23 protein-coding genes are annotated in these 25,563 nt (G+C 43.2%); 7 read left to right on the top strand and 16 right to left on the bottom strand.

Annotated features, from left to right (window positions below):
• Positions 1-123: 123 nt before the first annotated feature.
• Positions 124-1,041 (top strand): NAD(P)-dependent oxidoreductase, encoded by a 918-nt coding sequence (locus HXY43_RS02595; RefSeq protein WP_269320999.1) that lies wholly within the window; start codon positions 124-126, stop codon positions 1,039-1,041.
• A gap of 117 nt (positions 1,042-1,158) precedes the next feature.
• On the opposite strand, the gene HXY43_RS02590 is transcribed toward HXY43_RS02595, so the two are convergent.
• The gene (locus tag HXY43_RS02590) at positions 1,159-1,566 is read right to left on the bottom strand and encodes a hypothetical protein (protein ID WP_290879649.1); all 408 of its coding nucleotides are present in this window, start codon (positions 1,564-1,566) and stop codon (positions 1,159-1,161) included.
• Between the two features lie 153 nt (positions 1,567-1,719).
• Positions 1,720-2,688 (bottom strand): M48 family metallopeptidase, encoded by a 969-nt coding sequence (locus HXY43_RS02585; RefSeq protein ID WP_026730888.1) that lies wholly within the window; start codon positions 2,686-2,688, stop codon positions 1,720-1,722.
• Between the two features lie 150 nt (positions 2,689-2,838).
• Here HXY43_RS02585 and HXY43_RS02580 point away from each other — a divergent pair, with 150 nt between their 5' ends.
• The 3 genes from HXY43_RS02580 to HXY43_RS02570 all read left to right on the top strand — a co-directional run bounded on the left by HXY43_RS02580 (position 2,839) and on the right by HXY43_RS02570 (position 5,790).
• On the top strand, positions 2,839-4,380 hold the full coding sequence (locus HXY43_RS02580; RefSeq protein ID WP_290879646.1) for an ATP-dependent DNA helicase: 1,542 nt from the start codon (positions 2,839-2,841) through the stop codon (positions 4,378-4,380).
• A gap of 136 nt (positions 4,381-4,516) precedes the next feature.
• Positions 4,517-4,735, top strand: coding sequence for a DUF2839 domain-containing protein (locus HXY43_RS02575; protein WP_026730886.1), 219 nt, complete (start codon positions 4,517-4,519; stop codon positions 4,733-4,735).
• A gap of 611 nt (positions 4,736-5,346) precedes the next feature.
• Complete coding sequence (locus tag HXY43_RS02570) at positions 5,347-5,790, top strand: Fur family transcriptional regulator (protein ID WP_026730885.1); 444 nt, start codon at positions 5,347-5,349, stop codon at positions 5,788-5,790.
• A 111-nt stretch (positions 5,791-5,901) separates the two neighbouring features.
• Here HXY43_RS02570 and HXY43_RS02565 read toward each other — a convergent pair whose 3' ends face one another.
• Positions 5,902-8,997 (bottom strand): pentapeptide repeat-containing protein, encoded by a 3,096-nt coding sequence (locus tag HXY43_RS02565; RefSeq protein ID WP_290879642.1) that lies wholly within the window; start codon positions 8,995-8,997, stop codon positions 5,902-5,904.
• Positions 8,998-9,141: 144 nt separating this feature from the next.
• Here HXY43_RS02565 and HXY43_RS02560 point away from each other — a divergent pair, with 144 nt between their 5' ends.
• Positions 9,142-10,884 (top strand): DUF3685 domain-containing protein, encoded by a 1,743-nt coding sequence (locus HXY43_RS02560; protein ID WP_290879639.1) that lies wholly within the window; start codon positions 9,142-9,144, stop codon positions 10,882-10,884.
• The gene (locus tag HXY43_RS02555; protein ID WP_290879636.1) at positions 10,881-11,003 is read left to right on the top strand and encodes a hypothetical protein; all 123 of its coding nucleotides are present in this window, start codon (positions 10,881-10,883) and stop codon (positions 11,001-11,003) included. Before HXY43_RS02560 ends, HXY43_RS02555 begins: the two co-directional genes overlap by 4 nt.
• Here HXY43_RS02555 and HXY43_RS02550 read toward each other — a convergent pair.
• From HXY43_RS02550 to pilM, 10 genes are all read right to left on the bottom strand, one after another.
• Positions 10,998-12,452: an NAD(P)/FAD-dependent oxidoreductase gene (locus HXY43_RS02550; RefSeq protein WP_290879634.1), complete on the bottom strand. Its 1,455-nt coding sequence runs from the start codon at positions 12,450-12,452 to the stop codon at positions 10,998-11,000. The two genes, HXY43_RS02555 and HXY43_RS02550, sit on opposite strands and share 6 nt — an antisense overlap.
• A 45-nt stretch (positions 12,453-12,497) precedes the next feature.
• A complete protein-coding gene (gene cobD, locus HXY43_RS02545) occupies positions 12,498-13,598 on the bottom strand; it encodes a threonine-phosphate decarboxylase CobD (protein WP_290879632.1) in 1,101 nt (366 codons plus the stop codon).
• 32 nt (positions 13,599-13,630) lie between these two features.
• Positions 13,631-13,915 (bottom strand): HU family DNA-binding protein, encoded by a 285-nt coding sequence (locus tag HXY43_RS02540; protein WP_009457351.1) that lies wholly within the window; start codon positions 13,913-13,915, stop codon positions 13,631-13,633.
• Between the two features lie 481 nt (positions 13,916-14,396).
• Complete coding sequence (locus HXY43_RS02535; RefSeq protein WP_290879597.1) at positions 14,397-14,804, bottom strand: type II toxin-antitoxin system VapC family toxin; 408 nt, start codon at positions 14,802-14,804, stop codon at positions 14,397-14,399.
• Positions 14,801-15,055: a hypothetical protein gene (locus HXY43_RS02530; protein ID WP_290879594.1), complete on the bottom strand. Its 255-nt coding sequence runs from the start codon at positions 15,053-15,055 to the stop codon at positions 14,801-14,803. The genes HXY43_RS02535 and HXY43_RS02530 overlap by 4 nt, the downstream gene beginning before the upstream one ends.
• Positions 15,056-15,186: 131 nt before the next feature.
• Entirely contained in the window at positions 15,187-15,342 is a 156-nt protein-coding gene (locus HXY43_RS02525; RefSeq protein WP_290879592.1) for a hypothetical protein, read from the bottom strand.
• A 383-nt stretch (positions 15,343-15,725) separates the two neighbouring features.
• The gene (locus HXY43_RS02520; RefSeq protein ID WP_290879589.1) at positions 15,726-18,152 is read right to left on the bottom strand and encodes a type IV pilus secretin family protein; all 2,427 of its coding nucleotides are present in this window, start codon (positions 18,150-18,152) and stop codon (positions 15,726-15,728) included.
• Between the two features lie 605 nt (positions 18,153-18,757).
• The gene (locus HXY43_RS02515; RefSeq protein WP_290879588.1) at positions 18,758-19,516 is read right to left on the bottom strand and encodes a pilus assembly protein PilO; all 759 of its coding nucleotides are present in this window, start codon (positions 19,514-19,516) and stop codon (positions 18,758-18,760) included.
• Positions 19,513-20,274, bottom strand: coding sequence for a PilN domain-containing protein (locus HXY43_RS02510; protein ID WP_290879584.1), 762 nt, complete (start codon positions 20,272-20,274; stop codon positions 19,513-19,515). Before HXY43_RS02510 ends, HXY43_RS02515 begins: the two co-directional genes overlap by 4 nt.
• Positions 20,275-20,406: 132 nt before the next feature.
• Entirely contained in the window at positions 20,407-21,513 is a 1,107-nt protein-coding gene (pilM, locus tag HXY43_RS02505) for a type IV pilus assembly protein PilM (RefSeq protein WP_290879582.1), read from the bottom strand.
• A 182-nt stretch (positions 21,514-21,695) separates the two neighbouring features.
• Here pilM and HXY43_RS02500 point away from each other — a divergent pair, with 182 nt between their 5' ends.
• Positions 21,696-22,994, top strand: coding sequence for a sugar ABC transporter substrate-binding protein (locus HXY43_RS02500; protein ID WP_290879580.1), 1,299 nt, complete (start codon positions 21,696-21,698; stop codon positions 22,992-22,994).
• Between the two features lie 29 nt (positions 22,995-23,023).
• Here the strand turns inward: HXY43_RS02500 and HXY43_RS02495 are convergent, their stop codons facing one another.
• From HXY43_RS02495 to HXY43_RS02485, 3 genes are all read right to left on the bottom strand, one after another.
• The gene (locus HXY43_RS02495) at positions 23,024-24,310 is read right to left on the bottom strand and encodes a folylpolyglutamate synthase/dihydrofolate synthase family protein (RefSeq protein WP_290879578.1); all 1,287 of its coding nucleotides are present in this window, start codon (positions 24,308-24,310) and stop codon (positions 23,024-23,026) included.
• 145 nt (positions 24,311-24,455) lie between these two features.
• A complete protein-coding gene (locus HXY43_RS02490) occupies positions 24,456-24,581 on the bottom strand; it encodes a photosystem II protein Y (protein ID WP_026730871.1) in 126 nt (41 codons plus the stop codon).
• 262 nt (positions 24,582-24,843) lie between these two features.
• Positions 24,844-25,374, bottom strand: a complete 531-nt coding sequence (locus HXY43_RS02485; protein WP_026730870.1) for a gamma carbonic anhydrase family protein — start codon at positions 25,372-25,374, stop codon at positions 24,844-24,846.
• Positions 25,375-25,563: the final 189 nt, after the last annotated feature.

Raw genomic sequence — 25,563 nt, 5'->3', positions numbered from 1 at the left:
TGCTACTCGTTCCTGGTATTTTACTTTCAGTGATGATTATGGTTACTTTTGCCGCAGGCGGCTAAATCAAGTCAAAAGTCAAAAGTCAAAAGATAAATAATTTCTTTTGACTTTTCTTAACCCATGTCTAATATTTACGAAAAAAGCGATCGCTCGACCAGAGGAACGTCAAAAATGAAGGTAGCATTTCTGGGGACTGGATTAATGGGGCTGCCGATGGCGCAGAAGTTGTTAGAAGCAAAAGTCCAGCTAATTGCCTACAACCGCACCCCAGAAAAGTTAGAACCCCTCAAGGCAGCAGGTGCGGAAATAGTAGAGAAGCCCCATCAAGCCATTCGCGCTGCTGACTGTGTAATTCTGATGCTCACCAATGCCGCAGCGATTTATACTGTGTTGCTATCAGATCAGTCTTCGCAAGCTGTAGCAGGACGCAGCGTTATTCAAATGGGAACTATTACTCCTACCGAAAGTAGAGAAATTCGAGATGCAGTAGTTGCCGCAGGTGGTGAGTATTTAGAAGCACCTGTACTTGGTAGCATCTCAGAAGCACAAGCTGGCAAATTGATTGTAATGGTAGGCGCACATCAAGAACAATATCAGCGCCACTTAGAGTTATTAAAACATTTTAGTCCAGAGCCTGTCCTTGTTGGCCCAGTAGGAACTGGTGCAGCGCTGAAACTAGCTTTAAATCAACTGATTGCTTCGCTAACAACAGCTTTCGCTCTCAGTCTTAGCTTTGTCCAGCGTTATGGCATCGATGAAGACTTGTTTATGTACATTCTGCGCCAGAGTGCTCTTTACGCGCCAACTTTTGACAAAAAGCTACAAAGAATGCTGGATGGCAATTATGCCAATCCTAATTTTCCAACAAAACATTTGATGAAAGATACTGATTTCTTTATCGAAGAAGCTAAAACAGCTGGTTTGAATGTTAACAGTATCGAAGGGGTAAAGAAAATTTTGGAAATGGCTATGAAAATGTCATTTGCTCACGAAGATTACTCATCTATATTTTCTGTGATTAAATTAGGGGAACACTAAACTCAATTTGAACACGCTTTTACAGTGCAGGTAACAATTTTGCCTTTGCGATAGCAACAAATTTTACTGTACATCTCCTAACTTTATCCATCTCGGAAATATGCACTGCCACAAAAATTATTTTCCTGCTTGCAGTGAATAACGAGATAAAATTGCCTTTATTTTCAAATCACAAATTTTCACGATCGCCTCTACCATTTCCTTCTGATCGCCTTGCAAGTGAAGTTTTTCTAGAGCTTGATGAAAATTATTACCAGAGCGTAGATTGTGAGTGAATTGGGCGACTTGAGATGAATCTAAAACTTTCTGAATCTCGCGGTTTCGGCGTTGTCGCACAGCCTGGAGTTGTTGCCGCACCTGTGGAGTAAAATCAGTTTCTGAGAATGATTTCGCTGTTTGGGCAACAATAGCAGTAGAGATTGTATCGAGTTTAGCCGGTGCTGCCAAAACAATTCCTGGTAAGAAGAAAATAAAGGCAATAACTATAGTTAAAACAGACAGGAACTTAGTAAATTTGATAGTCATCTTGAAAAATTTATAAGTAGCCGTCATCAACCGCGTGCACTCCTCAGCATGAAAATTATTTGACTCTTAGTGTCTTGGTGTCTTGGTGGTTCAAGATTTTTTAACCACTAAGGCACAAAGACACAAAGTATTTTCAAATTACCCCATTTTTAATTACTCCGATTTCTTCATTTTATTAATTTCCCTTTGCAATTCTTCAATTTGTCGCCGTAAATCTTCTACTTCTTTGTTTTGGGTAGTGTCCGTTGGTGTGACATCAACTGCTCCGGATGCGGGCGATCGCGCATAATTCCCTCTCTTGATTTGCTGATATTCTTCTGATACTGCCCACTCTTGCAGATAATGCACGCGTTCTACAGGAAAAGGATGGCTGAGCATTTCGCCTTGAGCACCGTTGTATACCAAAAATTTATACACTTGATTAAGTCCATCTTCATCCAGTGCTTGATAATTTTCTGACTGACGAATAAACTCTTGTAAACTGCATTCGTTGGCATATTTTATACTGCCACCTGAAACTTTCATCATTGATGACATCACGATATTTAAGTCATCTGCTACTAGCAACGCTGCACGATCGGCTGATAACTCGGCTTTGCGCCGCCATTCAAAAAAGGCATAAATTAAGGCTGGTGTTACAAAATTACCAATGCCAAAAGTAAATCTACCAAGGGCATAAGCGGTATTCATCGCCCAAATCGCCATTTGAATTAAAATAGTATGACCACATTTAATATGCCCCAGTTCATGGGCTAACACCGCCCTAGTTTCGGCTTCATTCAGTAAGTCTAAAATCCCTGTATTTATGACTATATATGGATGCTCCTGCCCCATTGCATAGCTATTGGCTTGGGGATTTTGTGATACAAATAGTGCTGGTTCTGGATAAATATCCAAATCCCGCACGCATTCCCGAAACATCTGGTAAATAGTGGAATATTGACGAGGCCCAACTTGGATGGTGTTGCCCATTAGATAGACTAGCTGGGGGCGTTCGTAGACAAATTCCACAAATTTACGGGCAACTAAATCAAATCCTGGTAAACTGCGTAAGGCTTGCTCGGCTTGCCGATCTAGGGGATGCCTAAAAGCTTCGCTGGAAATTCCTGTATAGGTTGCCATAATTCAGGGTAATTGGTTAGTGGTTCTTTGTTGGTGGTTGTTTGTTAGTGGGAAAATTCCAAACAACTAACAACTACCAACTAACAACTAACAACATAATAGAAATGGGGTTGTTACAAGTAAAATCACTTTGTATGGGATGAAAAGCGTGTGATTGAGGCAGAAGTTCACTTATCACTACATAACTTCCTGCGATCGCAGGCGGGTTTCCCTTCCTGGCCCCATCATTTGACGATGGCACGGTTGGTAGCACGCGCTCTGCGCCTAGGACGTAGCGCCTTAATTCAAGTAGGTGCAGCTTGTGGCTATCAAGGGCGTTACCGTACAAGCTTCGTGGCATCAGCGTTGATGTGGCACGGCCCTGTGATTATTGTTGCACCTGAAGCTGTGCAACAACGTCTTGCGAAAGTAGAAATTCCCCGCCTACAGCAGTGGCTGCGAGTCAACAAAGCGATTAGAACAGGTGACGTTTGGCCTGGTGGTGAGTTCCAAGGGCTTTTGTTGGTTTCCCCTCAAGCTTGGTTAAAAGGACAACTTGCGCTCAATAATAATTTTCCCAGTGACATTCCTACAATTATTGATGGCGTGGACGATCTAGAAGATTGGGTGCGCGATCGCCTCACCATCACTTGGGAAGCCCATGATTGGGATCAGCTCATGCTTGCTTGTCCGCACATCGCTGAGGAAATTCGCTCTGCACGGGTACAACTGACACACGAACTATTCCAGCATCCTGCTAATCCCTACGAATGTTATCTGATTTCCCAAACAGAGATAGAGATATTGAGCCGTCTTTGTTCGGCTTTGGACATCGCTAGCCTGCCAGATGCTTGGAAACACTTCTGGCAACAATTCCAGCACTCTTCCCCCTCTCCCCCTCCCCTCCTCTGGGCTACTGTTGCCCGTCGTCAAGGCTTATTTTCTTTACACATAGCTCCGATTGAGATAGCAGAAATACTTTCACCGATTTGGCAGCGGCAACCTGTGGTGTTAATTGGCAGCACTTTAGAACCGGAAACGGAAGCTCCGATTTTTCGCCAGCGCTTTGGATTAGGTGGGGAATTGACTTGTCTGAAGTTCTCGGACAGCCAAACAGAAGCCATTCAACTGTACGTACCACATCAGTTTCCCTTGCCAAACACGCCAGAATTTCAAGCCGCGTTTATTCACAAAGTCCGGACGCTGGTTTGTCTGAGTGCAACATCACCAGGACTAACAGTTGTATTAGTAGGAGATGTACCGCTGAAGGCACAACTAGGAGCAATTCTGGCTTCAGAGTTTGGCTCACGAGTGCAGGTAGAAAAAACTTGTTTAGATGAAAATGGCATTTTAGTTAGCGGTTGGGAATTTTGGCGAGAGCATCAAAAAGTTTTGCCTGCACCCCAACTGATCGTTATTGCTACCTTGCCTCTGCCATCTCTCGAACATCCGCTTGTAGCAGGCAGAGTAGCTTATTATAAGCGATCGCATCAAGACTGGTTTCGTTTGTTTCTGTTGCCCGCAGCTTTGAACGAATTGCAAAGAGCGATCGCTCCAGCACGAGAAAGTCAAGGTATCGTGGCTCTACTTGATAGCCGGGTGGTAAACCGCAGTTATGGCGCTCAAGTTCTGGCTGCCCTTAGTCCCTTGGCACGCATTAACTATCTCGATCCCAGTTTGTTTTCCCAATCTGGCGAAGACAATTCTCCATAGTAATTAGTCATTTGTCCTTTGTCATTTGTCAAAAATCTTGACCAATGACTAATGACCATTAAGCGTTATCATCAGCCTTAGCAGATATTTAATGCAGTCAAATTTGAAATTTTGATTTTTCATGGTAGGTGAGCAAATGGGTGAAGCAAAGCGTCGTAAAACCGCACTGGGAGAAGATTACGGCAAGAGCCAACAGACTCGCATCTTACCTTGGGTTCCAATCACCAAATCACAAGCAGAACTATTTGTCAAATGGACAAATCGCGGTGCCTGGATTGGCATTGGCCTTATGGTTGTAGCTTGGGTGACAATCCGTTTTATTGGCCCAGCTTTTGGTTGGTGGCAAGTTGTCTGAAACTATTTCTCTGATCGACAAACAATCCCACCCTTTTTCAAGGGTGGGATTTTTAATGGTATCTACCTTCACATTAGTCCCTAGAGCATAGATTCATACTAGGTTGCAGTCAAAGATAGTACTTCCCTCACCCCGCCTGTCGGCACCCCTCTCCCAATTTGGAACAGGGGAGGGGGTTGGCATCAGTATTCAGAAATTGTCTTTATGGGTGAGACAAGGGAGACATGGGTGACAAGCTAGTACGGGCGGGTTTTGATAGATATTTTGTGATTGAAGCTTATAAATTTGTGACTAAACCCGCCCTTACTAACCATTAACCACTAACCACTAACAATTAACCAATGTAGAGACGTGCCATGGCACGTCTCTACAACCACCTGCCTTTGGGTAGACGTTTGTGGCAATTTTAAGCTAAAGTTGTAATGAGTTTATTTTAAATTAAGGCGCGATCGCAAAGTTGTCAAGAAGCACAAAAATTGCTCTCGCTGAGTATGTGATTTCCACAGCAATAGTGAAAGGCAACCTGGGGGAGTGCATAATGCTTAGATATATAAAATAACAAATAAATATTCACAAGAAAAAATTGCCCGAACAGTTAAAAAGCATAAAATATGCAAAAACCGACGATATCTACACAACCAATTCGTTCTTTAGAAGATGCCCTAGAGCAGTGTCAAGCGCTGGGTATGCGCGTCAGTCGCCAGCGTCGGTTCATTCTGGAATTACTTTGGCAAGCAAAAGAGCATCTGTCTGCTAGAGAAATTTACGATCGCCTCAATCAGCAAGGTAAAGCGATCGGTCATACTTCTGTATACCAAAATTTAGAAGCATTATCTTCTAGTGGCATCATTGAATGTATTGAACGCTGCGACGGGCGTTTATACGGCAATATCAGTGACTCTCACAGCCATGTCAACTGTCTTGATACTAACCAAATATTAGATGTTCATGTAACATTGCCAGAAGATATCATCCGCTTAGTTGAAGAACAAACAGGAGTTCGGATCACTGACTACAGTATTAACTTTTACGGTTATCGTGATTCCAAAGATTAAGAACTGGGGACTGGGGACTGGGCATAGGGAGTGGGTGAGAATCATGAATGCTGAAAATTTCATAATTCATAATTCATAATTCATAATTTTTATTCCCTAGCCGTTAAAAATTCAGCCCAAAATTGTCTCATCATCACCATAATCCTCATATAAATCCGCTGACAAAATTGGTTTGCCTTCTGCACTTTCAATTAGCGTGACTTCAGAGGTATCTTTTAACCAAGCGGCTGTGTTTTCAGAGGAAGAGGAGATGGAGATATCGGTATAAGACGACTCTAACAGCAAACTTTTAATTGCTTGAAACTCTTCTAATGAGAAAATTGCACCATTGATAGCGGCAATCTCTCTGTTGATGTCGCTTAGAATAGCTTCAAATAAGCAGGTGTTAGTGACATTGACTGACTGGAAATTCACTCCTGTGAGATTGGCACCTGTGAGATTGGCACCTGTGAGTTTTGTACCTGTCAGGTTGGCGCGTGTGAGATTTGCCCCTGTGAGGTTCGCGTATGCAAGATTTGCTCCTTGCAAGCTGACTCCGGCTAAATTTGCCCCTATTAACTCAGCATTTGATAAATCTATCTGCTCAAGATTTGCGCCAGATAACACTACTTGTGGCAAGTAAGCTGCTGATAAATTGAGAGAAACAAGGGATGTTGAGTGCAGGTGTGTGGCGAAAGCAGCTTTATCTAAAACTGCTGTTCTAGCAATCAGCATCATTAGTGCTTCTGGCTGGAATTGTGCCAAATTGTCTGGATTGCCACAAGGCCAAAACGGAACTTTCGTTTTTTGATGACAAGCACAAAGCAATAAAAACACATTCAATCCCACAGCTGCATTTACTTGTTCTACATTTACGGGGTTTTGCAGTGCCTGAAAATGAGTTAAAGCTTTGTGTGTGATACCTTCGTCTAACCAACGACCTCGACAGTAAGCATACCAAAAAGGCAGCAGGCGATCGCACAATATCTCAAAGGAGAACTCTTGCTTTGGTTCCCTCTCTAAACCCTCAATCACAAGTTCTTGTATTTCCTGACTGAGAATTCCGAAACCGAGTAAATTATAAACATGCTGAGCAATGCTACTAGGAGATTCCAGCACAAACTTAATTTCACCATAAGCGCTTTCTTGGCGTTGGGTGAGTAATTTTAGTTGAGTAACAATAGCTTGAACGCAGAGAAATCTTCCTAATTTGGGATGAGAGAATTCAATTCTACAATCGGGAGTAGGAGGAGTAGGGGAAGAATAAGAAAAATAACTCTTGACCCTTGACTCTTGACTCTTAAAATAAAAAGCTGGTAGCGTCGTGTTATTCGCTTCGTCAGGTAAATCAATTTGATGGCGTTGGGAGTGCAAAATTTGTAACGCGATCGCTTGCATTTGTGCGAGTACATCTTGGGGATGGCGACCTTGGAGAAGATTGGCGATCGCATCTTGTGTACGATGGATATAATTTGAACCCGATCGCAACAGCATTGTCTTGATGCCACCAGGTTGAGGATAACCCAACAACCAGCGATTTAACCGATGGTGAATTTCCCATAAAAGCGTTGCGTTGGTTTTTGCTTGAGTATTGGCAGCTAGTAGTAATAGTTCATCATCTAGCAGTCCGTCCCGATGTAAAACACCCAACAAATAAAGCATTAAAGGTTGACGGACAAGGTGAGAAAGTTGCGGTAGCTTGGATGTAGCAGAAAATAATCCTGACTGTTTGAGAAAAGTAAAGAAGTTTTGGGCGATGGGCAATGATTGCACTTTTGCCCACTGTTGAAACCATTGTCTCCACTCTTCCTGATCCCAGGGCTGAATGCGAATTCGCCGCAATGGCAGTGCTAGTTCTTTGCTAATTTCCTGCAAAGTTTTTGACTGACTCGTCAACACAATCTTATGGCGAGATTGAGATTGCAGATTGAGTAACTGCTGCATAAAAATGATTTTTGCTCGATTACCTTGATGAGAAACAGGTAGTTCATCCAGATCATCTAGCAGCAAAAGACACCGGGGATAGTCTTGTTGCAACCAATCACAAAGGTTAGTTTGAGAATGACCTGTAAAACCAGAATTCAGCGTTTCTGCTAAATTTTTACCGTACTTTATATCCCGCAGGCGAATTAGTATCGGCATCCACGTAGGGTAAAGTTCTTTTGCTACAGTTGCTGCCCACATTTGACAGAAACTAGTTTTTCCATAACCAGGTTCCGACTCGATCGCAGTAATAGTTTTTAAATCAGTTAATTGTTGCTGTGCCCATGTCATTAAATCAACTGATTTAGCAGTTTTTTGCTCTGGTTGGGAATCACTCTCATTGATTGGTAAGCCGTTTGGGGGAACATAAATATCCTTAAGAGAAAAGGATTCCATCAGCAAAGGTTCAGACTGCTTCTGCATTAAACTGGCTCGGTAGTATTCCCTGTATAAGTCAATTTTGTCACCTACACTTAAGCTTATTTCTGGGGGTTGTAGTTCCTTATCAGTATCAGTCGAGCTAGCAGACAGTGAATTTCCCAATCCAACAAATTTTTGCAGCTGGGCTAAAGGAGGGGCATTTTCAGCTATGACTGCCAGTAAATGACCGCTCAAAGAATTTTGGAGGCGCTGCGTTATCAATTTAGCTTCTGCTTCCTCCACACCATTGGCGATAAACCACGCTACAGCAGCATTATTCATCTGTTGCACCAGTAATGAATCTGCAACCAAACTCAGGGCTTGTTCAGCTTGAGTATCGCTGAGTTTTCCTGGACGAAGAGTTTTGAGTAGCCCTTGCAGTTGAGGATCTTGCAGAGGTCGCCCATGTCTCCGTGTCTTTGTGTCTTTGTGTCTTCGTGTCGGAACATCGCCCAGCATTACCCGGTCTAGCCAAGGTCTTCGTAAGTTGTGTTCCCAATCAAGAACTTGTTGCAAACCTTGCAGGTAGGCAATTTGAAATGCCAACCATGTACCTTCATTGCGTTTTAATGGCTTTTTTTGCGTAATTGCGCGGGCAAGGCTGGCTGTCAACTGAGCAATTACGCTGATTTCCTGCCAAACTGTATCTAGGGGTAGTTCTAACACTTCTGCTAGAGTACAAATGTCTAAAGGCATCAAACTTTTGACTTCCATATCCTGAACAATACGGAAGGCAATAACTGCTATCTGTCCGGGCGATAATCCTGCGATTTCAGGTATTTCTAGATAATATTCTGCCAACCAATGCCGAATACTCAAGTTCATTTAATTACATATTTAATGGCTGCCTATGGCAATTATCATCGATTTTTTTGTCTTCACAAACAGGTGACAATGAGGGGATAAGTTAGATATCAAAGCTGTTTTCGATTTGAGAAAAACAGCATCAAAAGTATTTTCAAGTGGATTATGAGCGATCGCCCTCTGAAATTATTGCTGGTTGACCAAGATCCTATTTTCCGACTAGGATTACGGGTTGCTCTAGAAGAATTTTCTGATTTGCAGGTGGTATCAGAGGCAGACACAGATACCAGTGTGTTGCAGATTTTAGCAGAACTTGCCCAAAAAGACCCTACCAGCGTGAATTTAGTTGTCTTGGAACTTGGCAACGGTCGCTCTATTCCCAGCCAGCAACTAGGTTTACAACTGTGTCGGCAATTGAAAACTCAGTATCCCAACCTACCAATCTTGCTCCTCAGCTCTCTTCAAAACCAAGGGTTGCTATTGGCAGCTAGGACAGCTGGTATAGATGGTTACTGCCCCAAAGGTACACCTGTTTCTGAAATAGTCACTGCCATGCAAGAAGTGGCAGCAGGTCGTTCCTATTGGTATTGGGAACCGGGGGGAGGTGGGGAGGTAGGGAGAATAAGAACTCCTCATTTTTCCCAAAGTCCTTTCTTGAGATTTTTAGAAAAACTGCGTTTATCAGGAACTGCTCAAATAGACGCCAACTTGGCAGCAGTGACGGCACGTTTGCAAGTTCCCGGACAGCCAGAACTAGAACGGGCAATTTTAGCGGGACAGCGACGAGAATTGCTAGCGGCTCGTTGGCTAGTTAATCATTTGTTGGCGACACCACAACCACAGCCAGTAGATGAGCAAATAGCAGATATTTCCGAACAACTACCACCCCCTCCCGTAAATCTCTCTAGTAGTGCGATCGCCAAAAATGCCCCCTCTCTACTTAGCCCCAGAGCGCTGCAAGCAAAACTATTTGCATCTTGTATTAATAAACTGCAATCGCCTTTGCAAAATATTACAGATGTACCATTGGAAATCGACATTTTGCGCCCAGATAAAAAACGAGAATTGCTTTATTTGATTTTGCAAAAAATTGCTGAGGTTCTGGATGAGCTACGTAGTTCTAAAATTGAAATCAAGCAATTATCTGAACTCAAAAATACAATCTTGTATGATTTATGGGAAGAAGTAACTACAGAGTTTTTTGGTAAGTTTTCTCTAGTGAGATTAGGTAATAATCGTGTCGAAATAGTGAAAATTTTACTACAAAATTCGGCAGTAGTGCAAGCAGAAATTCTCAAGCAAATTCCGTTTGTTGTAGAATTGTTTAATTATTTGCTATTTCAAACAAATTTGACTATTGACAATACAAACTATCCGGCGGGTAGTTTTGAAGCTAATCAGCAAGCAGAAATGTTGTTAGAAAATTTATTAATTCAGATAGGTAATGGTGTAGTACAACCACTACTAAGCTATTTAGCAGATGTAGAAGATATTAAGCAAAATTTTTATGACCGCAAATTAATTTCGACGCGAGAAATGGAACGTTTCAGAAATAATTTGTCTTGGAAATATCGGATGAGAAATTATGTAACAGAACCGAAGGCAATTTTTGAAAGCCGCTATGAACTATTCGTATTTGCTCCACGCGGTATCGCCAAAACTTCAATTTATGCTCCCCGTGGGCAAGAGTTAGCCCAACTTTCAGGAATTGCTCTATTGGTGACTTTAGGGCTAGAATTTGGTGATGCGATCGCGCCTCGTCTGCGATCGCTACTATCTTTCTTAGGTAGGGGAGTCGTCTTCGTACTAACGCAAGTAGTTGGTCGAGGTTTAGGTTTGATTGTTCGTGGTATTTTACAAGGTATTGGTAGTGTTTCACTATCAGAAGGGAAGAATAAAAAGCTATGAGTCAAGTCAAGAGTCAAGAGTCAAGAGTCAAGAGTTCTTCTCTCCATCACCCCATCACCCCTACCCTACAGGAAGCCGCTTGCGCGTCTACACCCCATCACCCCATCTCCCATTCATAAATTCCAATCGCGACGGAAATGAAAAAAACTTTCTAAAAATTCTTGCAACATAGTATTACTTTGGAACATTTGCTGATTCCACTCGTTTGCAGTTTTTTCTAAAATCTCTGAAAAACTCACAGAGATAGGAGATAAATTCGCTATGCGATCAATTTTTATTTTTTTGGCGATCGCCAAAGCAATAACATTAATTAACTCAATAGCTTCTGCTCCTAATATGGAAGCCCCTAAAATTTCTCCATTACGTCGAACAATAAATTTACAAATACCTGTGGTTTCTTCTTGGATTTGGGCTGCTGCCAGGGTTTTGAAATATTGTCGTAACACTAAAATTTCATCTTGATGATATTGGCGTTTTGCTTGTGCTTCTGTCATACCAACTTGCGCCAACATGGGCTGAGAAAATACTCCCCACGGAATACAACTATAATTGACTTTATTCCAGGGTAAAAATAGAGCATTTTTTATAGCAATTCTTGCTTCATAATTAGCAATGTGAGGAAATTCATAGCCACCAATTACATCACCACAAGCGAATATGCGGTGGTTTGTAGTTTGGAGTTTGTCATTCACTACCAGGCGACGATGATGCCATTTCACACCTACCGCAGCCAAATTAAGAGATTTAATATTCGGCTGCTGTGCAGTTGCTACTACAATTTCATCTGTTTCAATCGCCTTATCTCCCACCTGAAGCCACTTTTTATCGTCTATTAACCGCACCTGAGTAACTGCTGTGTGGGTAAGGACACGCACACCCTCTGCTTCCAGTTGCGCTTGTAAGAGTAGAGCTATTTCTGGATCGGTATGGCTAATTATAGAGGGACGATTTATTACTAAGGTAACGCTGCAACCCAATCGCACTAAAGTTTGCGCTAACTCGATGCTTTGGGGGACACCGCCAATAATTACCCAATTTTTAGGTGATACAGAACTGCTAAGGGACTGCCAAATATTAGACAGGGTAAGAAAGCCTGTTTTTTGCAATCCTTCAATCTCTGGAATTATTGGAACTGAACCACTAGCCAGTAAATAGGTACGTGCCCGTAACAAACGGTCATTAACAACAAATGTCAAATTTGGTGAGGATTGAAACTGACCCTCACCGACAATAACATCAACACCTCGGGCAGCTAAGATAACAGGTGAATGCTGTTCTTCGATATTGGAGGCAATGCCGCGAGCATACAGCATTGCTTCTGGCCATGCCACAGAAATTTGGTATTTTTCTGCGGTGTCAGGGTATAAAACTCCAAGACCAAATTGCCCAGCATTACTTACCTGACGAGAGAATTTGCCTATCTCGCTAAAAACGTGGTGATGAATAAATTCATAATTAGTTTTTGGCTCTACCAAAGCGACTTTGGCTCTTAATTGGGTTGCCATAAGGGCAGCCTCACGCCCTGCAAGACTGCCACCAATAATTACGACATCGTAGTCAATAGTCATTAGTCAAGGGTCAAGGGTCAAGGGTCAAGGGTCAAGGGTCAAGAGTCAAGGGTCAATATTTTGACTCTGGACTTTTGACTCTGGACTCTGGACTAATGAAATAGCGTCTAATAAACGCTGATTCTCAGAACATAAGCGTACAGCAACACGAAAATAGCGATCGCCAAGTTCAGGGAAACTCAAGCAATCACGGATTAAAATCTGGTGATGCTTGAGTAGTTGTTGCTGCAATTGGGAACTAGGCTGCTGTGATTTCACAAGTAAAAAGTTAGCAGCGCTTGGCAAGGGTTGCAAACCTGGAATTTGGGCTAAACCCTCAAACAGTTGGTTGCGTGTCGCTGGTAGCCATGCCCAGGTTTGCTCCTGAAACTCCCGATCGCCTACTGCGGCAACTGCTGCGGCTTGGGCAAGGATGTTGACTGGCCAGGGGTCACGCCAAGACTGCCAGCGCCGCAAACGATCGGGATGAGCGATCGCATAACCTAACCGCAATCCAGGGAGACTGTAGAACTTGGTTAGCGATCGCAAAATTACCAAATTGGGATATTTTTGCACTTCCCCAATCAGGCTTTGTTCCTGATGCGGAGGCAGAAAATCCATAAACGCCTCATCCACCACTACCAAAGCAAATTCCTCTAGGTAGGGCAAAATGTCTGCTCGCGAAAATAACTTTCCCGTTGGGTTATGGGGGTTATTTAGGAGTAGTCCTTTGTCCTGTGTCATTTGTCGTTTGTCAAGAATCGATGACAAATGACCGTTGACTAAAGAAAGAGGAAATTCCAGCACTTGAGCGTCGTATGCCGTTAGCGATCGGTAGTAGTCGCCAAAGGCTGGAGTAATTAAAGCTGTTGCGGCGAATTCTGCAAATTCTTTTCCTGCTAGTGTCAGTAATTCTGCCGAACCATTACCCGGCAGAATCCACTCAGGCGGCAGTTGATGAAACTGACCCAGAGCCTGTCTCAGTTCATGGTAGTCAGGGTCAGGATAGTGCCTAAGATTACCCAGTTGAGACTCAATTGCAGTTAACGCACTGCTTGGGGGTCCCAACGGGCTGATACTCGCAGAAAAATCAACAATAGCACCAGGGGAACAGCCAGCCAGTGCCGCTGCCCAAGCTAAATTCCCCCCGTGTGCTGTTTGCCGCATCAAACAAGAGTTCCCTAGAAAAACACCACTGATTAAGATTTTGGGGGTGCAACTTTTTCTCTAAACAGCTTTCCAGCAGAGAAGGCAGGAACCTTAGTTGCAGGAATTTCCATCTTTTCGTTGGTTTTGGGGTTGCGTCCTTCGCGGGCTTTGCGTTCGCGTGATTCAAAAGAACCAAATCCCACCAACGTCACTTTATCGCCAGAAGAAACAGCTTCAATGATCGTTTCCAAAGCAGCAGTTAAGACTGCATCAGCTTGTTTTTTGGTTACGCTAGCCTTTTCAGCTACGGCATCAACTAATTCACCTTTGTTCATGTCAAACTCCTTGAGTTTTACTTGAGATTGCGTACAGATGCGCCTTGACGCATCTTTACTTAAACCCCTGTTTTGAGATTTACAAAGTCACCTTTTTGAGTATTTATGCTTAAAAACGCTGTAACTCTCATAGGCTCGACTTTTCAATGAATCATTCTAAAGTGTTCAAGCCAGAAGTGGATAGATGAAACCATTAATTTATATAGATTTCAGGATTTTTTATTTAAAAAGGGTGTTTGTTTCACTAAAAACACCCGCAAAAGTAAGAAAAAATACTTAGAAAAAACCCCTGTTGCGAGGGGAACAGGGAGATTTGTTAGAGATATGGGGGTAGGGGAAGTAGAGGTAGTGAGGAGAGAAAATCTTTCTCTATCTCTGTTTTAATGTTTTATTAACCAAGATTTAGAATTATGAATCATATTGATTAAGCCACTAAGAACTTGATTATAAGTTCTGTAAATTTATCGACCTGTATCGCTATCTAACGGGCTTCCTCCCAATCTTCTATCTGCAACCCGTTTACCCGACCAAATTCACCTGTATTATGCGTTACTAATATTAAACTATTCGCCAAGGCAATAGATGCAATTTGTAAGTCATTGGGACCAATGGGAGTTCCACTCACAGCCAAGTCAGCGCGAATATGTCCGTATATTATTGCAGCAGCATCATCAAAAGGCAGAGAAACAAACAAATTGAGAAATTGTTGCTGTCTGGCTAATGTTCGCTCAGGATGATTGCTTCTCATCGCTCCATAAAATAACTCTGCCTTGACTATCGAACACACAGCAATATCTGCTACTCTTGTTGCCTGCAAACGTTCCCTAATTGCCACCGACCTACCATTGAGATAACGGATGCAAACATTGGTATCTAACAAATACCTCACAAGATTTCTTCTCTTTGCTCAAACACACCCTCAGAATCAATAACAATAGGGTCATCCTGGCAACTACCATAAGTCTGCTCAAAAAAACCAGCAGGCCAGCCCAATTCTTCTGGTGTTTTCATCTGCGCCGATAGTTCTAGTGGCTGAAAAATCACCATCACTTCTAAATCTTTGTCCGTTATACCCACTGGAATTTCTAAATGTAAAATCCCATCTTTGCCCACATGAGAGCGTAATTTTATACTCTGCATTTGCCTTGTCTTCAATTTATCGGTTAGTTACAAGCCCCATCCCCTTGTGGGTGGGGCGGTTGACAGATAGATTCATTCTAGAGTTTCAAGGAATTCACCAAACCACACTAATGAGGAGATAGAAAAGTAGGTCAAGATGGGGTAAGAATGAGTATTTGCACATCGTGCGGGCGAATCAAACCAGAATAGAGCGATCGCTCTATAAAGTGATATCTCCCAGCGGTGCTGCAAGCAGACAGCGATCGCGAGCTTCTCAGTAGTGATAGGTAATTCGCGTTATTCAGCATCGCTTCGACGCTCGTATAACTCTGACAATGTTTTTAAACCGAAGTAATCCATTAAAACTTCTTTGGAAAAATTACACAGATTTGAACCACATTTTTTTTGGGAAAGAGGCGAGGAATCGCCATCTCCCCGCCTCCTCATCTGGTTTGAAAATCAACCTCACCCCGTCCTATCGGACACCCCTCTCCTTATACCAATTTGCATTCTAAAGTGTCATTCTGAACGGAGCGATAGCGAAGTGAAGAATCTCGCGAGATACTTCGCTTCACTTCGTTACGCTCAGTATGACAAAATTACAGTTCCAAATGCGGATTGGTATTAGCAAGGAGAGGGGAAGGGGTGAGGTTTTTCATTCATTCTGGTGTACACAGGTCATGATGGCTACTCATCGCTTCGGAACCTGCAAGCCACGACGCTCAAGCATTTGTCGCACCTCTGGGCTAGGAGTATAGTTATAGCCAAAAGAAGAACGCTCAGAATCATCCATAACTTGAGGTGTGAGCAACACAATTACCTCATTGCGCTGGTTCTGTTTATTTGTCCTTCTAAACAGCGAACCAATGAGGGGAATATCACCTAAGATCGGAATCTTGGAAACAGTCGCTCTATCTGTGTCTTGAATGATACCGCTGAGAATTAGCGTTTGACCATCGCGCAGGCGAACCAAGCCAGAATTGAGCGATCGCTGAGACACCAAAAATATTCTTTGGCTACCACCTGAACCTAAATTAATATTTTCTGATGCTTGGGGTGCTTTGACAGTAGGAGCTACCGATAGAGAGACAAAACCATTGTCATCAACGCGATCGACTTTGACAGCTAAGGTTAAACCCACATCCTCTTTCTCCGCTGTCACAGTTTGTGTAGAACTGCCATCACCGCGAGTGATTTCGTTCTTAATGTTTCCTACTACTTGCTGAGTCAGGTTAACATTAGCTGTTTGACCTTCTTGCACAATTAAAGTCGGGTCGGTCAAAATTTTGGCATTGCCACTTTGCACCTGAGATTGCAAACTCAAAAGAAAACGTTTAGGGAACTGGTATAAAGTTGGCAAACTGAATTCAGCAGTTGCACGCGCACCTTCTGCAAAACTAGCAGTTCGTCTTCCAGTCGTGGGGTCAGTAGTAATCGTTACCGTATCTGGCGTTCCTGGTGTGAAATTGGAAAGACCAGGTTGAGTTGGATCGCTGTCTGTTGGAGAAACAGGTTGGAGGAAGGTCGCATCTCCTGGAATGTCCTGCACAACTAGACCGTCTTGTATAACTCTCAGACCTGAGCCTCCATTCGGTACTGTAAAAGACCCGTTTTGGTCAAAGAATGGCTTTCCTGTAATTGGATTGCTGATCACAGGTGTACTACTCACACTGGTTGCTGCTTCTGCACTAGTGGGTGGTCTAGAACCACCAAAATTCAGAGATGCAGCACCGCCATCATTGACAAAGAAGTTATTGCCAACGCCAAAGGAAAAACTAGTGTTAACATCTTTGGTATTTAAAAGGTTAACATCGATAATCTTGACGTTAACTGCTACTTGCCGACGCCGAATATCCAATTGAGTAAGTTGAGCCATTGCAATCTCAACTAGTCTAGGAGGGCCAATCAAAGTCAGGGAATTTGTACGCTCGTCTCCTAATGCCTGCAAACCTCGGAGTAGAGGCTTGGAATCTTGAAAATCAATGCGTTGAGTTTCAACTCTTGTTTCTGTAGTTGTTTGAGTTTGAGTAATCGGAGCGGCTCCAGCAGCTACAGGCACTGCACTGACGTTGGTTACTTGTCGTTCGCGGTTGACAGCACTTTCTGCACCCAAGGACACCAAAAAGTTTAGGGCAGTTCCTATCGTGACCTGATTAAGTCGCAGGTTCCGCATCACCACATCACGTGTGGAATTGGGTAGTTTCGGCCCTACAAAAACTGTGCGTCCGCTACGGTTAGCTTCCAGACCACTCAAACGCAAGACATAGTTAAACACATCTTGCACTGGCTCGTTTTCTATATCTAGAGAAATTGTCTGTCCTCCTTGTCCTCCTTGTGTTCCAGTTGCATCGGCTCCTGTATAAGCCAGGTTCAAGCCAGCAGCACGAGCAAGCAGTGACAGCACTTCGCGTACCGGCGCATCTCGCAGCACTAGGCGGGGTACACGTTCTTGAGTTCCTAAGTCAACTGCGCTGGGAGAGGCATCAATATTAGAGATGGCTATGTCTCCCACTGGTGGAGCGACGGCTCTAGGTAAGAAAGGCGGAGCTGGGGTTGGAGGTTGACCCGGCCCGGCTGTTTGCGCTGGTGTGCCATCAATGCTGACTTGCGGATTAGGAACGACAGGTGGAACCGATGGGGTTGGTATGGGTGCTGGTGCTGGGTTAGGCGTAGGTGCTTGGGGAGGTGTGGGTGCTGATGCTGTGGTTCCTCCTGTGGGAGCAAAGCCAAGTGTGATATCGTTTGCTCCTCGGTCTACAGGTTGGCTGCTAGGGGCGCTGTCAGCCCCAATCACCAACACTCTGATGCTATTGGCATCCAACTGAGTAACTTCAATGGAGGTAATTCCGGGAGCGGGGTTTTCTTTGCGGAAGCTATTGCCTTGGGGTAAGCGTAGTTGAGTATTAATAATATCTGCAACTAAAGTTTTACCTCTTTGTGTGGTAAAAATTTGGGGGCGGGAGCCAGAAGAAGTTTTTAAAATAAGGTTGATTCCGCCATTAGCTGTTTTTAGCTGCACATCCGTAATTTTAGTAACTTGTGCTTGGGCTGGATGAGCCGCTAAGAAAACTATAGCGGTTGCGCCTAATATTAAACTGTTACCGTGAAGCTGTTTCACAGTTCATTCCTCACATTAAACCGATTTCTAGACAATTTTTGAAATTTTTGTGTAGCTAGCTAGGGCGGAAATAAATTTCCGACTAAAACCTGTTAAGACAGGATTAAATTTAACTCAGACACATGGTATTTTTGCGTAAGTGCGATCGCTGTTGTTGCTATAATTCCCTAAAAACCTGCATAAAATAACACTGTTTAATCAAATTATTTTGAGAATTTTCATTCATAGTTAGCGATCGCCTGAGAAAACCTACAAACAAACTTAACCTTGAGTAAATTTTGACCAAAAAGAGCGCGAAAAAATCTCCCAACCCCCGAAATATGGGGGGTTAAGACAAAGTTGTACATGACCTTTAACCCTCTATTAAGCTGTTGCAGTTAAGCTAAAACACATTTAATTTGCATGAACATTTTTTTTGAACTTCTTGTGGGGTGGGCGTCTCGCCCGCCCAGATTATGCAATTTCAATGTGGAAAAGCTTACAAGTATTCATGTTTTCAGGAAAAAGAGTAAATCTCTCTCCCCACCTCCCCTTGGGGGAATTAAAAATTAAAAATGTAAAATTCAAAATTTTTAATTTTTAATTGACAACTCCCCATCACCCCATCACTTCTTCAGCGCTGCTTGGACAGCTGCAATTTCTTCTGGAGTAAGCGGCATCAATGCCTGTAATTGGAAAGATGTAGAAATTGGTGCTGGCCCCATCCTAATTGCCACTTTACCTGGTTCTGGAGCAGGTTCTGGAGCTAATGTGGATTGATAGTCCTTGACTATCAACAAAGGCTGCAAACGTTCAATATTGCGAAGAATTGATTGCGTTTGTTCATAAGTGCCAACAATTTCGATATTGACGCTCCTGCGTTTCAGCTTACCGTCAACCTGTAGCCCTAATGAACCATCGGTAATCGGTTCAGCTTTATCTGAAGCTGGCACAAATTTCTTCAGTTTAGCTCTAACAGCATTAGCAGAAATTTTACCGTTGCCAGACTCAACCAAACGATTCAAATCCAGCAGTAATGTATCCAAAGTTTTCTCGTTAGCAAACAATCCTAACACCTGGGTTTGTTGTTGTTTGGCATCTGCTAACTCTTGCTTTACCTTGTCTATCTGTTTGATGGTGGCTTTCTTTTGGTCAATTTGCCCTTGCAGTTCACTTTGTTTTGCTTGCTGTTGCTGAAAGGTGTCCCAAGCTGGCACAACCAAGTTCAGCAACATGTAAAGTGCCCCGGCAAATCCTAACACCCCCACTAGGATGCCGATGATTTTGGGTGTGAAGGTGATGCCAAAAACAACGGGGTAGGTTGATGATGCCCCTTCCTCGAACTCCCCACCTTCTACAAAATTAAAATCTTCACTCAGCGTCATTTTTGAATGACTCCTGTTTGTTGTAGACTGCGAATGCGTGCGACTAATCCCACTGTGCCTTTTTGCTCCAACTCTCTGATTAACTCCGAAGCGGGAACATCGCTCAAGCTAGTTTGAATGTTGTATCTGACTATTTGAGGTGGTTTAATCGCTACACCTTGAGGAGGAAAATTTTTCATAGGTGCATCTACTAATTCTGCTGAGACAATTTTTGCTTCACTAGCTTTAAAGAAACGAGATTGTTGCAGAATCAGCAAAAAATCGTTGACATCGTTAAAGGAGCGAGCTAAGCCAGTAATTGCCATTCCGCCAGCGGGATTGGGTGGTGGTTGTCCCTCTACTGGGGCAGCAGGTGGTGTTTGTCTAACATTCTCAATTTGTACTGACGCTGGAATGCGATCGCGCAAATCTTGTAACATTGCTGACCAAGGACGAATCTGATCGAACACGGCAACTAAAGATTGCGTTTCCCCCTTGACTTTGTTGGTTTCTTCCCGAATTTTGTTAATGCTACCGATTTGTGCATCTAAGCTCTTGCTCTCCTCCTCCAGTTGCGCTATCAACTGCTCTAACTCGGCATTTTTCGCTTGCAAAAGCCACCAACCAGTTCCCGCAAAAGCTGGGAAAAGCACACCAATCCCCACTCCTATAAATACAGGTGTTAAATTTCCCGGCTTGAGTGATGATTTCGGCTTCTTTTCAGTATTTTTCTGGAAATTTGGGCGGTCTTTAAGAAAGTTAATATCTAAACTGTACATTTTTAGTCATTAGTTAGTAGTTAGTGGTTAGTGGTTAGTGGTTAGTGGTTAGTCTCCCCCTCTCCCCATCTCCCCATTGCCCCTTATCCCCACAAAGTGGGGGCCCCCCTTCCCCATCTCCCACTCTCCCTTTCACGCCTCCCGCACACCAAGACCAAGCACTATTCCCAATCCGGGACGTTGCACGGCTGGAAATTTTTCTTCGTCAACTTGCAGTGACAAAGACCCAATTGGATCTACTTGAGAGGTTGGTAAACTCAATCGTTGTGTGAAGAACTCATCAAGCTGTGCTAATCCGCCACCCGGTCCCGCCAGCAAAATCTGCGCTACTTCCAAATTTTCACTTTGATTCAAATAAAAATCGATGGAACGGCGCAATTCATCCGTAAGTTCTCCCAACACCCGCATCATCGCTGCCATACCAGGATTAGCTTCGGTGACACCAGTTTTTCCACCCTCCATAGGAGTTAAAGGAATGGTCATTCCCTGCAACAGTTCCATGTCTCGTGATGCAGGTAAGTTCATTGCCCTTGCTAGTGCCATTTGCATCTGATAAGTCCCAAGTGGAACTGTACGCGAAAATTGCGGTACTCCATTGACAACGATCGCAATTTCCGTGCTGTCGAACTCTATATCGACTAGCACAGCGGCTTCTTGTGGGCTAAATTGCCGCAGCTGATCGCGAATTGTCCGAATCAGTGCAAAACTGTTAATCTCTAAAACATCGACTTGCAGTCCTATTTGCTCGAACGTATTTATATAGGTATCAGTAATTTCTTTGCGAGTCGCAACCAGAAGCACCTGTACCTTTTCTATGCCATCTTCATCTACAAAGTACCCAAGTTTCTGATAATCCACATCAGCTTCTTCACGAGGATAAGGCAAATACAAACCTGCTTCATGATTTAACACCATCTCTCGCAGTTCCTTATCATCTAACTCAGCTGGAACGGGTATCAGACGCACAATTGAATCTCGTCCCGTTACGGCAGTAGCAACTCTAGAAGCATTGATTTTACTCTCAGAGAGCGCCTGCTGGATGATTTGCGCCATTGTTGGAGGATCGGCAATTTGACCATCGACAAAAACACCTTCTGGAACTGGTACCGATGTTAAGGCGTCTAGTTTCAGACCTTGGCGTTGTTTGCGTAAACGAGCAACATTTACGCATTGTGGAGAAAGCTCAATGCCGACTCCGCCCTTTGATTTGCCAAACAGACTCTTGAAGCTTTTAACCACAGTTTTGCCCGCATGACTGCTAAGTTGAAAAATTTAAATTTTAGTCCAGAGTCAAGAGTCAAAAGTCCAAAGAACTTAAGTTTAACTATTGACTATTGACTCTTGACTATTGACTAATGACTTTATAATCTCGAAAATTCTGCATCAATTTTTCACCCCGGTTTAACTGAACTACAAGCACAATGATTCAAATTCAAAAATGTAAAAGATTAGCTGTTTGGGCGTTACTTGGCTTATTGACAAGCTGGATTGTCAGTTGCAGCACGGGTAACGTCAGTCCAAGCACAAAACAGGCATCTTCAGGAGTGGCAACAATTGAGTTTTGGACGATGCAACTCAAACCTCAATTTACCGACTACTTTCAAAGCCTGATTGCGACTTTTGAATCGCAAAATTCAGGTATAAAGGTTAACTGGGTGGATATACCTTGGGCGGAAATGGAAAACAAAATTTTAACAGCTGTCTCCGCAAAAACGCCACCTGATGTTGTGAATCTGAATCCCGATTTTGCATCGCAATTAGCAGGTCGAAATGCTTGGTTAGATTTAGATACAAAAGTTCCAAATGAGCTAAAGTCAGCATATCTGCCAAATATATGGAAAGCCAGCACGCTGAATGGTAAGAGTTTTGGAATACCCTGGTATCTCACCACACGGCTAACTATTTATAACACTGATTTATTAAAACAGGCAGGTATAAATAAACCACCTGCTACTTACACTGAATTGGCACAGGTGGCGCAACAAATTAAAGATAAAACTGGTAAGTATGCCTTTTTTGTTACTTTTGTTCCGCAAGATTCCGGTGAGGTTTTAGAATCTTTCGTGCAGATGGGAGTAACCCTAGTGGATGCCGAAGGGAAAGCTGCCTTTAACTCTCCTCAAGGTAAAGCAGCATTTCAGTATTGGGTAGATCTTTACAAAAAAGGACTACTTCCTAAAGAAGTATTGACACAAGGACATCGTCATGCTATAGAGTTATACCAGGCAGGAGAAACAGCTTTACTAGCTTCAGGCCCCGAATTTCTCAAGCAGATTGCCAATAATGCGCCTGCGATCGCCAAAGCTTCCGCCACAGCACCACAAATCACTGGTGACACCGGTAAGAAAAATGTCGCTGTAATGAATGTAGTTATTCCGCGCGACACAAAACAACCAGACGCCGCTGTGAAATTTGCCCTGTTTGTTACTAATGACGAAAATCAGCTAGCATTTGCCAAAAAAGCAAATGTCCTGCCATCTACAAAAAAAGCGCTGTCTGACAGTTACTTTAAGGATGTATCGGCAAATGCCTCTAATATAGATAAAGCGCGTGTAGTCAGTGCCAGTCAACTGCAACAGGCAGAGATTCTAACCCCAACCTTGAAGAATTTCAATCTCCTGCAAAAGGCAATTTATGAGAACCTGCAAGCAGCAATGCTAGACGAAAAGACGGTAGATAAAGCCGTAGAAGATGCAGTACAGGAGTGGAACAGTCAATAGTCATTAGTCAATAGTCAACAAACTCTTGACTATTGACTAGTGACTATTGACTCTTTTAAAAAATGTCCGACTAAATACAGCGAACCGCATAAAACGACTAAATCATCTGTCAAGGAAAAAGCCGCTTCTAGCGCGGATGTTAAATCTGGGAAAGTACTACAAATACTCAATTTTGGGCAAATATTTCCAGCTAACTGTGCTAATTCACTAGGATGAGCTGAACTATGATCGGGTACTGGTACTAAATATAATTGGTCATTGGGTCGCAGTAAGGCTTGAAAAATTTTCTCATGCTCTTTAGTCGAAAGCATTCCCATCACCCAAGTGACTGCTTGGACATCTAGGCTATCTACATAATCTCGCAAAACTTGGGCAGCAGCTGGATTATGAGCACCATCAAGCAATAATTTATGGTTTTTCCAGGTAGTCCATTGCATCCGCCCCGGCCACTTAGTTTTGGCCATACCGTTAATTATGGCTTGCTCAGAAATCTGCCAACCTTGTTTTTGCAGGATTTGCAGCGCAGCTAAAGCTAAAGCTGAATTCGTCAACTGAATTTGTCCCTCTAATGGCAAAGGGTATTGAATGGGGTGATCTCCCCACCTCCGGTTCTCCCCATCTCCCAATCTTTCATATTCTGCCCATCCAGTAGAAATTTGACGCGCTGGCTGGGGTGTAAAGATAGGGCATTGTAATTCCAAAATGCGCGATCGCACAACTTTTTCTGCATCTGGTGGCAAAAGGCCAATCACAGCCGGGCATCCAGGCTTGAGAATACCAGCTTTCTCTCTAGCAATATCAGCGATGGTAGGCCCGAGTTGCTGCCAGTGTTCGCGACTAATAGATGTGATAATAGTAACAAGGGGTTGATCGCAAACGTTAGTAGCATCCAAACGTCCTCCCAGTCCTACTTCTACCACTGCAATATCAATTTTTTGCTGAGCGAAATACAACCAAGCTGCTGCTGTCACCACTTCAAATTGAGTCGGTGACTCTTCATCCGGATCAATAGCAGCTTCGACTTGCAGTAATAATTTGCAAAATTCCTCAGAAGAAATAGGCTGTTCGTTAAGGCAAATGCGTTCTGTCCAATCAACTAGGTGAGGAGAAGTATAACGTCCTGTGCGATAACCTGCCTCCGTGAGAACCGAAGAAAGATAGGCACAAACAGAACCCTTACCATTAGTGCCAGCAACGTGAATTACCGGAACTTGGTGATGTGGACTACCAAGATTTGTCAATAATTTCACTATACGTTCCAACCCCAGATGAACGCCAAATTTTTGGAAGGGTTGGAGTAAAGAGTCGATGTCCATAAGTAGATAGTTGTTAGTAGATAGTAGTTAGTGGTGAGTTATTACAGCTAACTACTAACTACTAACCACTAACAATTAACGAATAAAACCGACTGTCTCTACAAAAGAGAAACAGTCGGGATCGGATGATGATACGGAGTATATTTTATGCTTCTTTATTTAAAAAGCTTTGAATTTGTCTTAAAGCAGCAGCACCGATATTAAACAATGCCCAAGCAGCTGCGATCGCGACTGGTGCCAACACGATAACCACACGCATATCAAAGTCCATTTTTTTAACCTCTCTCTTAAGTACAACTTAAAGTATTGTCAACTGTTCTCATTTTTTTATTTTTAGCTGAAGTGAGCAATTTTTCCCAATTGATATGTAAAGAATCTTTACAAAATTAGTCAATAGTCATTTGTCATTTGTCATTGGTTAGTGGTTAATAGTTAGTAGTTAGTGGTTAGTAGTGATGGTTAGTGGTTGGTCGTCTCCCCATCTCCCATCTCCCCATTGCCCCTTATCCCCACAAAGTGGGGGCCCCCCTTCCTCAATGGGAAGTGCTAAAACCAGTATCTGTCCCCTTGCCAGCATGAACTAAAGCTAACTTCTTATAATTTTCAGCGTGTTCGATCAGTTCTGCTGCCTCAGCATCTGTAACTTGGCGTAATACTTTTCCAGGAATACCAACAACCAAGGATTTAGGTGCTACATCTTTAGTTACCACTGCACCAGCACCGATGATGCTACTAGCACCCACCCGCACTCCATCTAAAATCACTGCTCCAATACCAATCATGCTGCCACGTTCAATGTAGGCAGAATGTACCACAGCACGGTGTCCTACGGTAACATGGTCTTCTAGGATTGTGGGCTTACCCGGGTCGCCGTGTAGAATTGCTCCATCTTGGATATTAGTGCATTCGCCAATTTCAATGCGTTCCACATCTCCTCTAATGACTGCTCCATACCAAATGCTAACCCCTGCTGCTATATTTACAGAACCCATAACCACAGCATTGGCTGCAACGAAGGCAGCTTGAGAAAAATCGGGAGAAGGCCAGTAGGAAGCGTTAGACACGATAGAATATGAATATGGTACTCAGGAACACTGGAAAAATTCCAACCTTGGAGGCTGGTTGCAAAACCAGAATATCACGGCATTAAGCCTGTTCACTGAGGCAGCAGTCAGTACATACCCTTATCGTGTGGCGCAGAAGTATAAATAAAACCAACGTCACTGGTGAAGACAAAAATATTCTTCTTGTAC

It is taken from the genome of Fischerella sp., assembly GCF_013388695.1.
Taxonomy (GTDB): Bacteria; Cyanobacteriota; Cyanobacteriia; order Cyanobacteriales; family Nostocaceae; genus PCC9605.
This window is presented reverse-complemented; position numbering and strand designations above follow the sequence as displayed.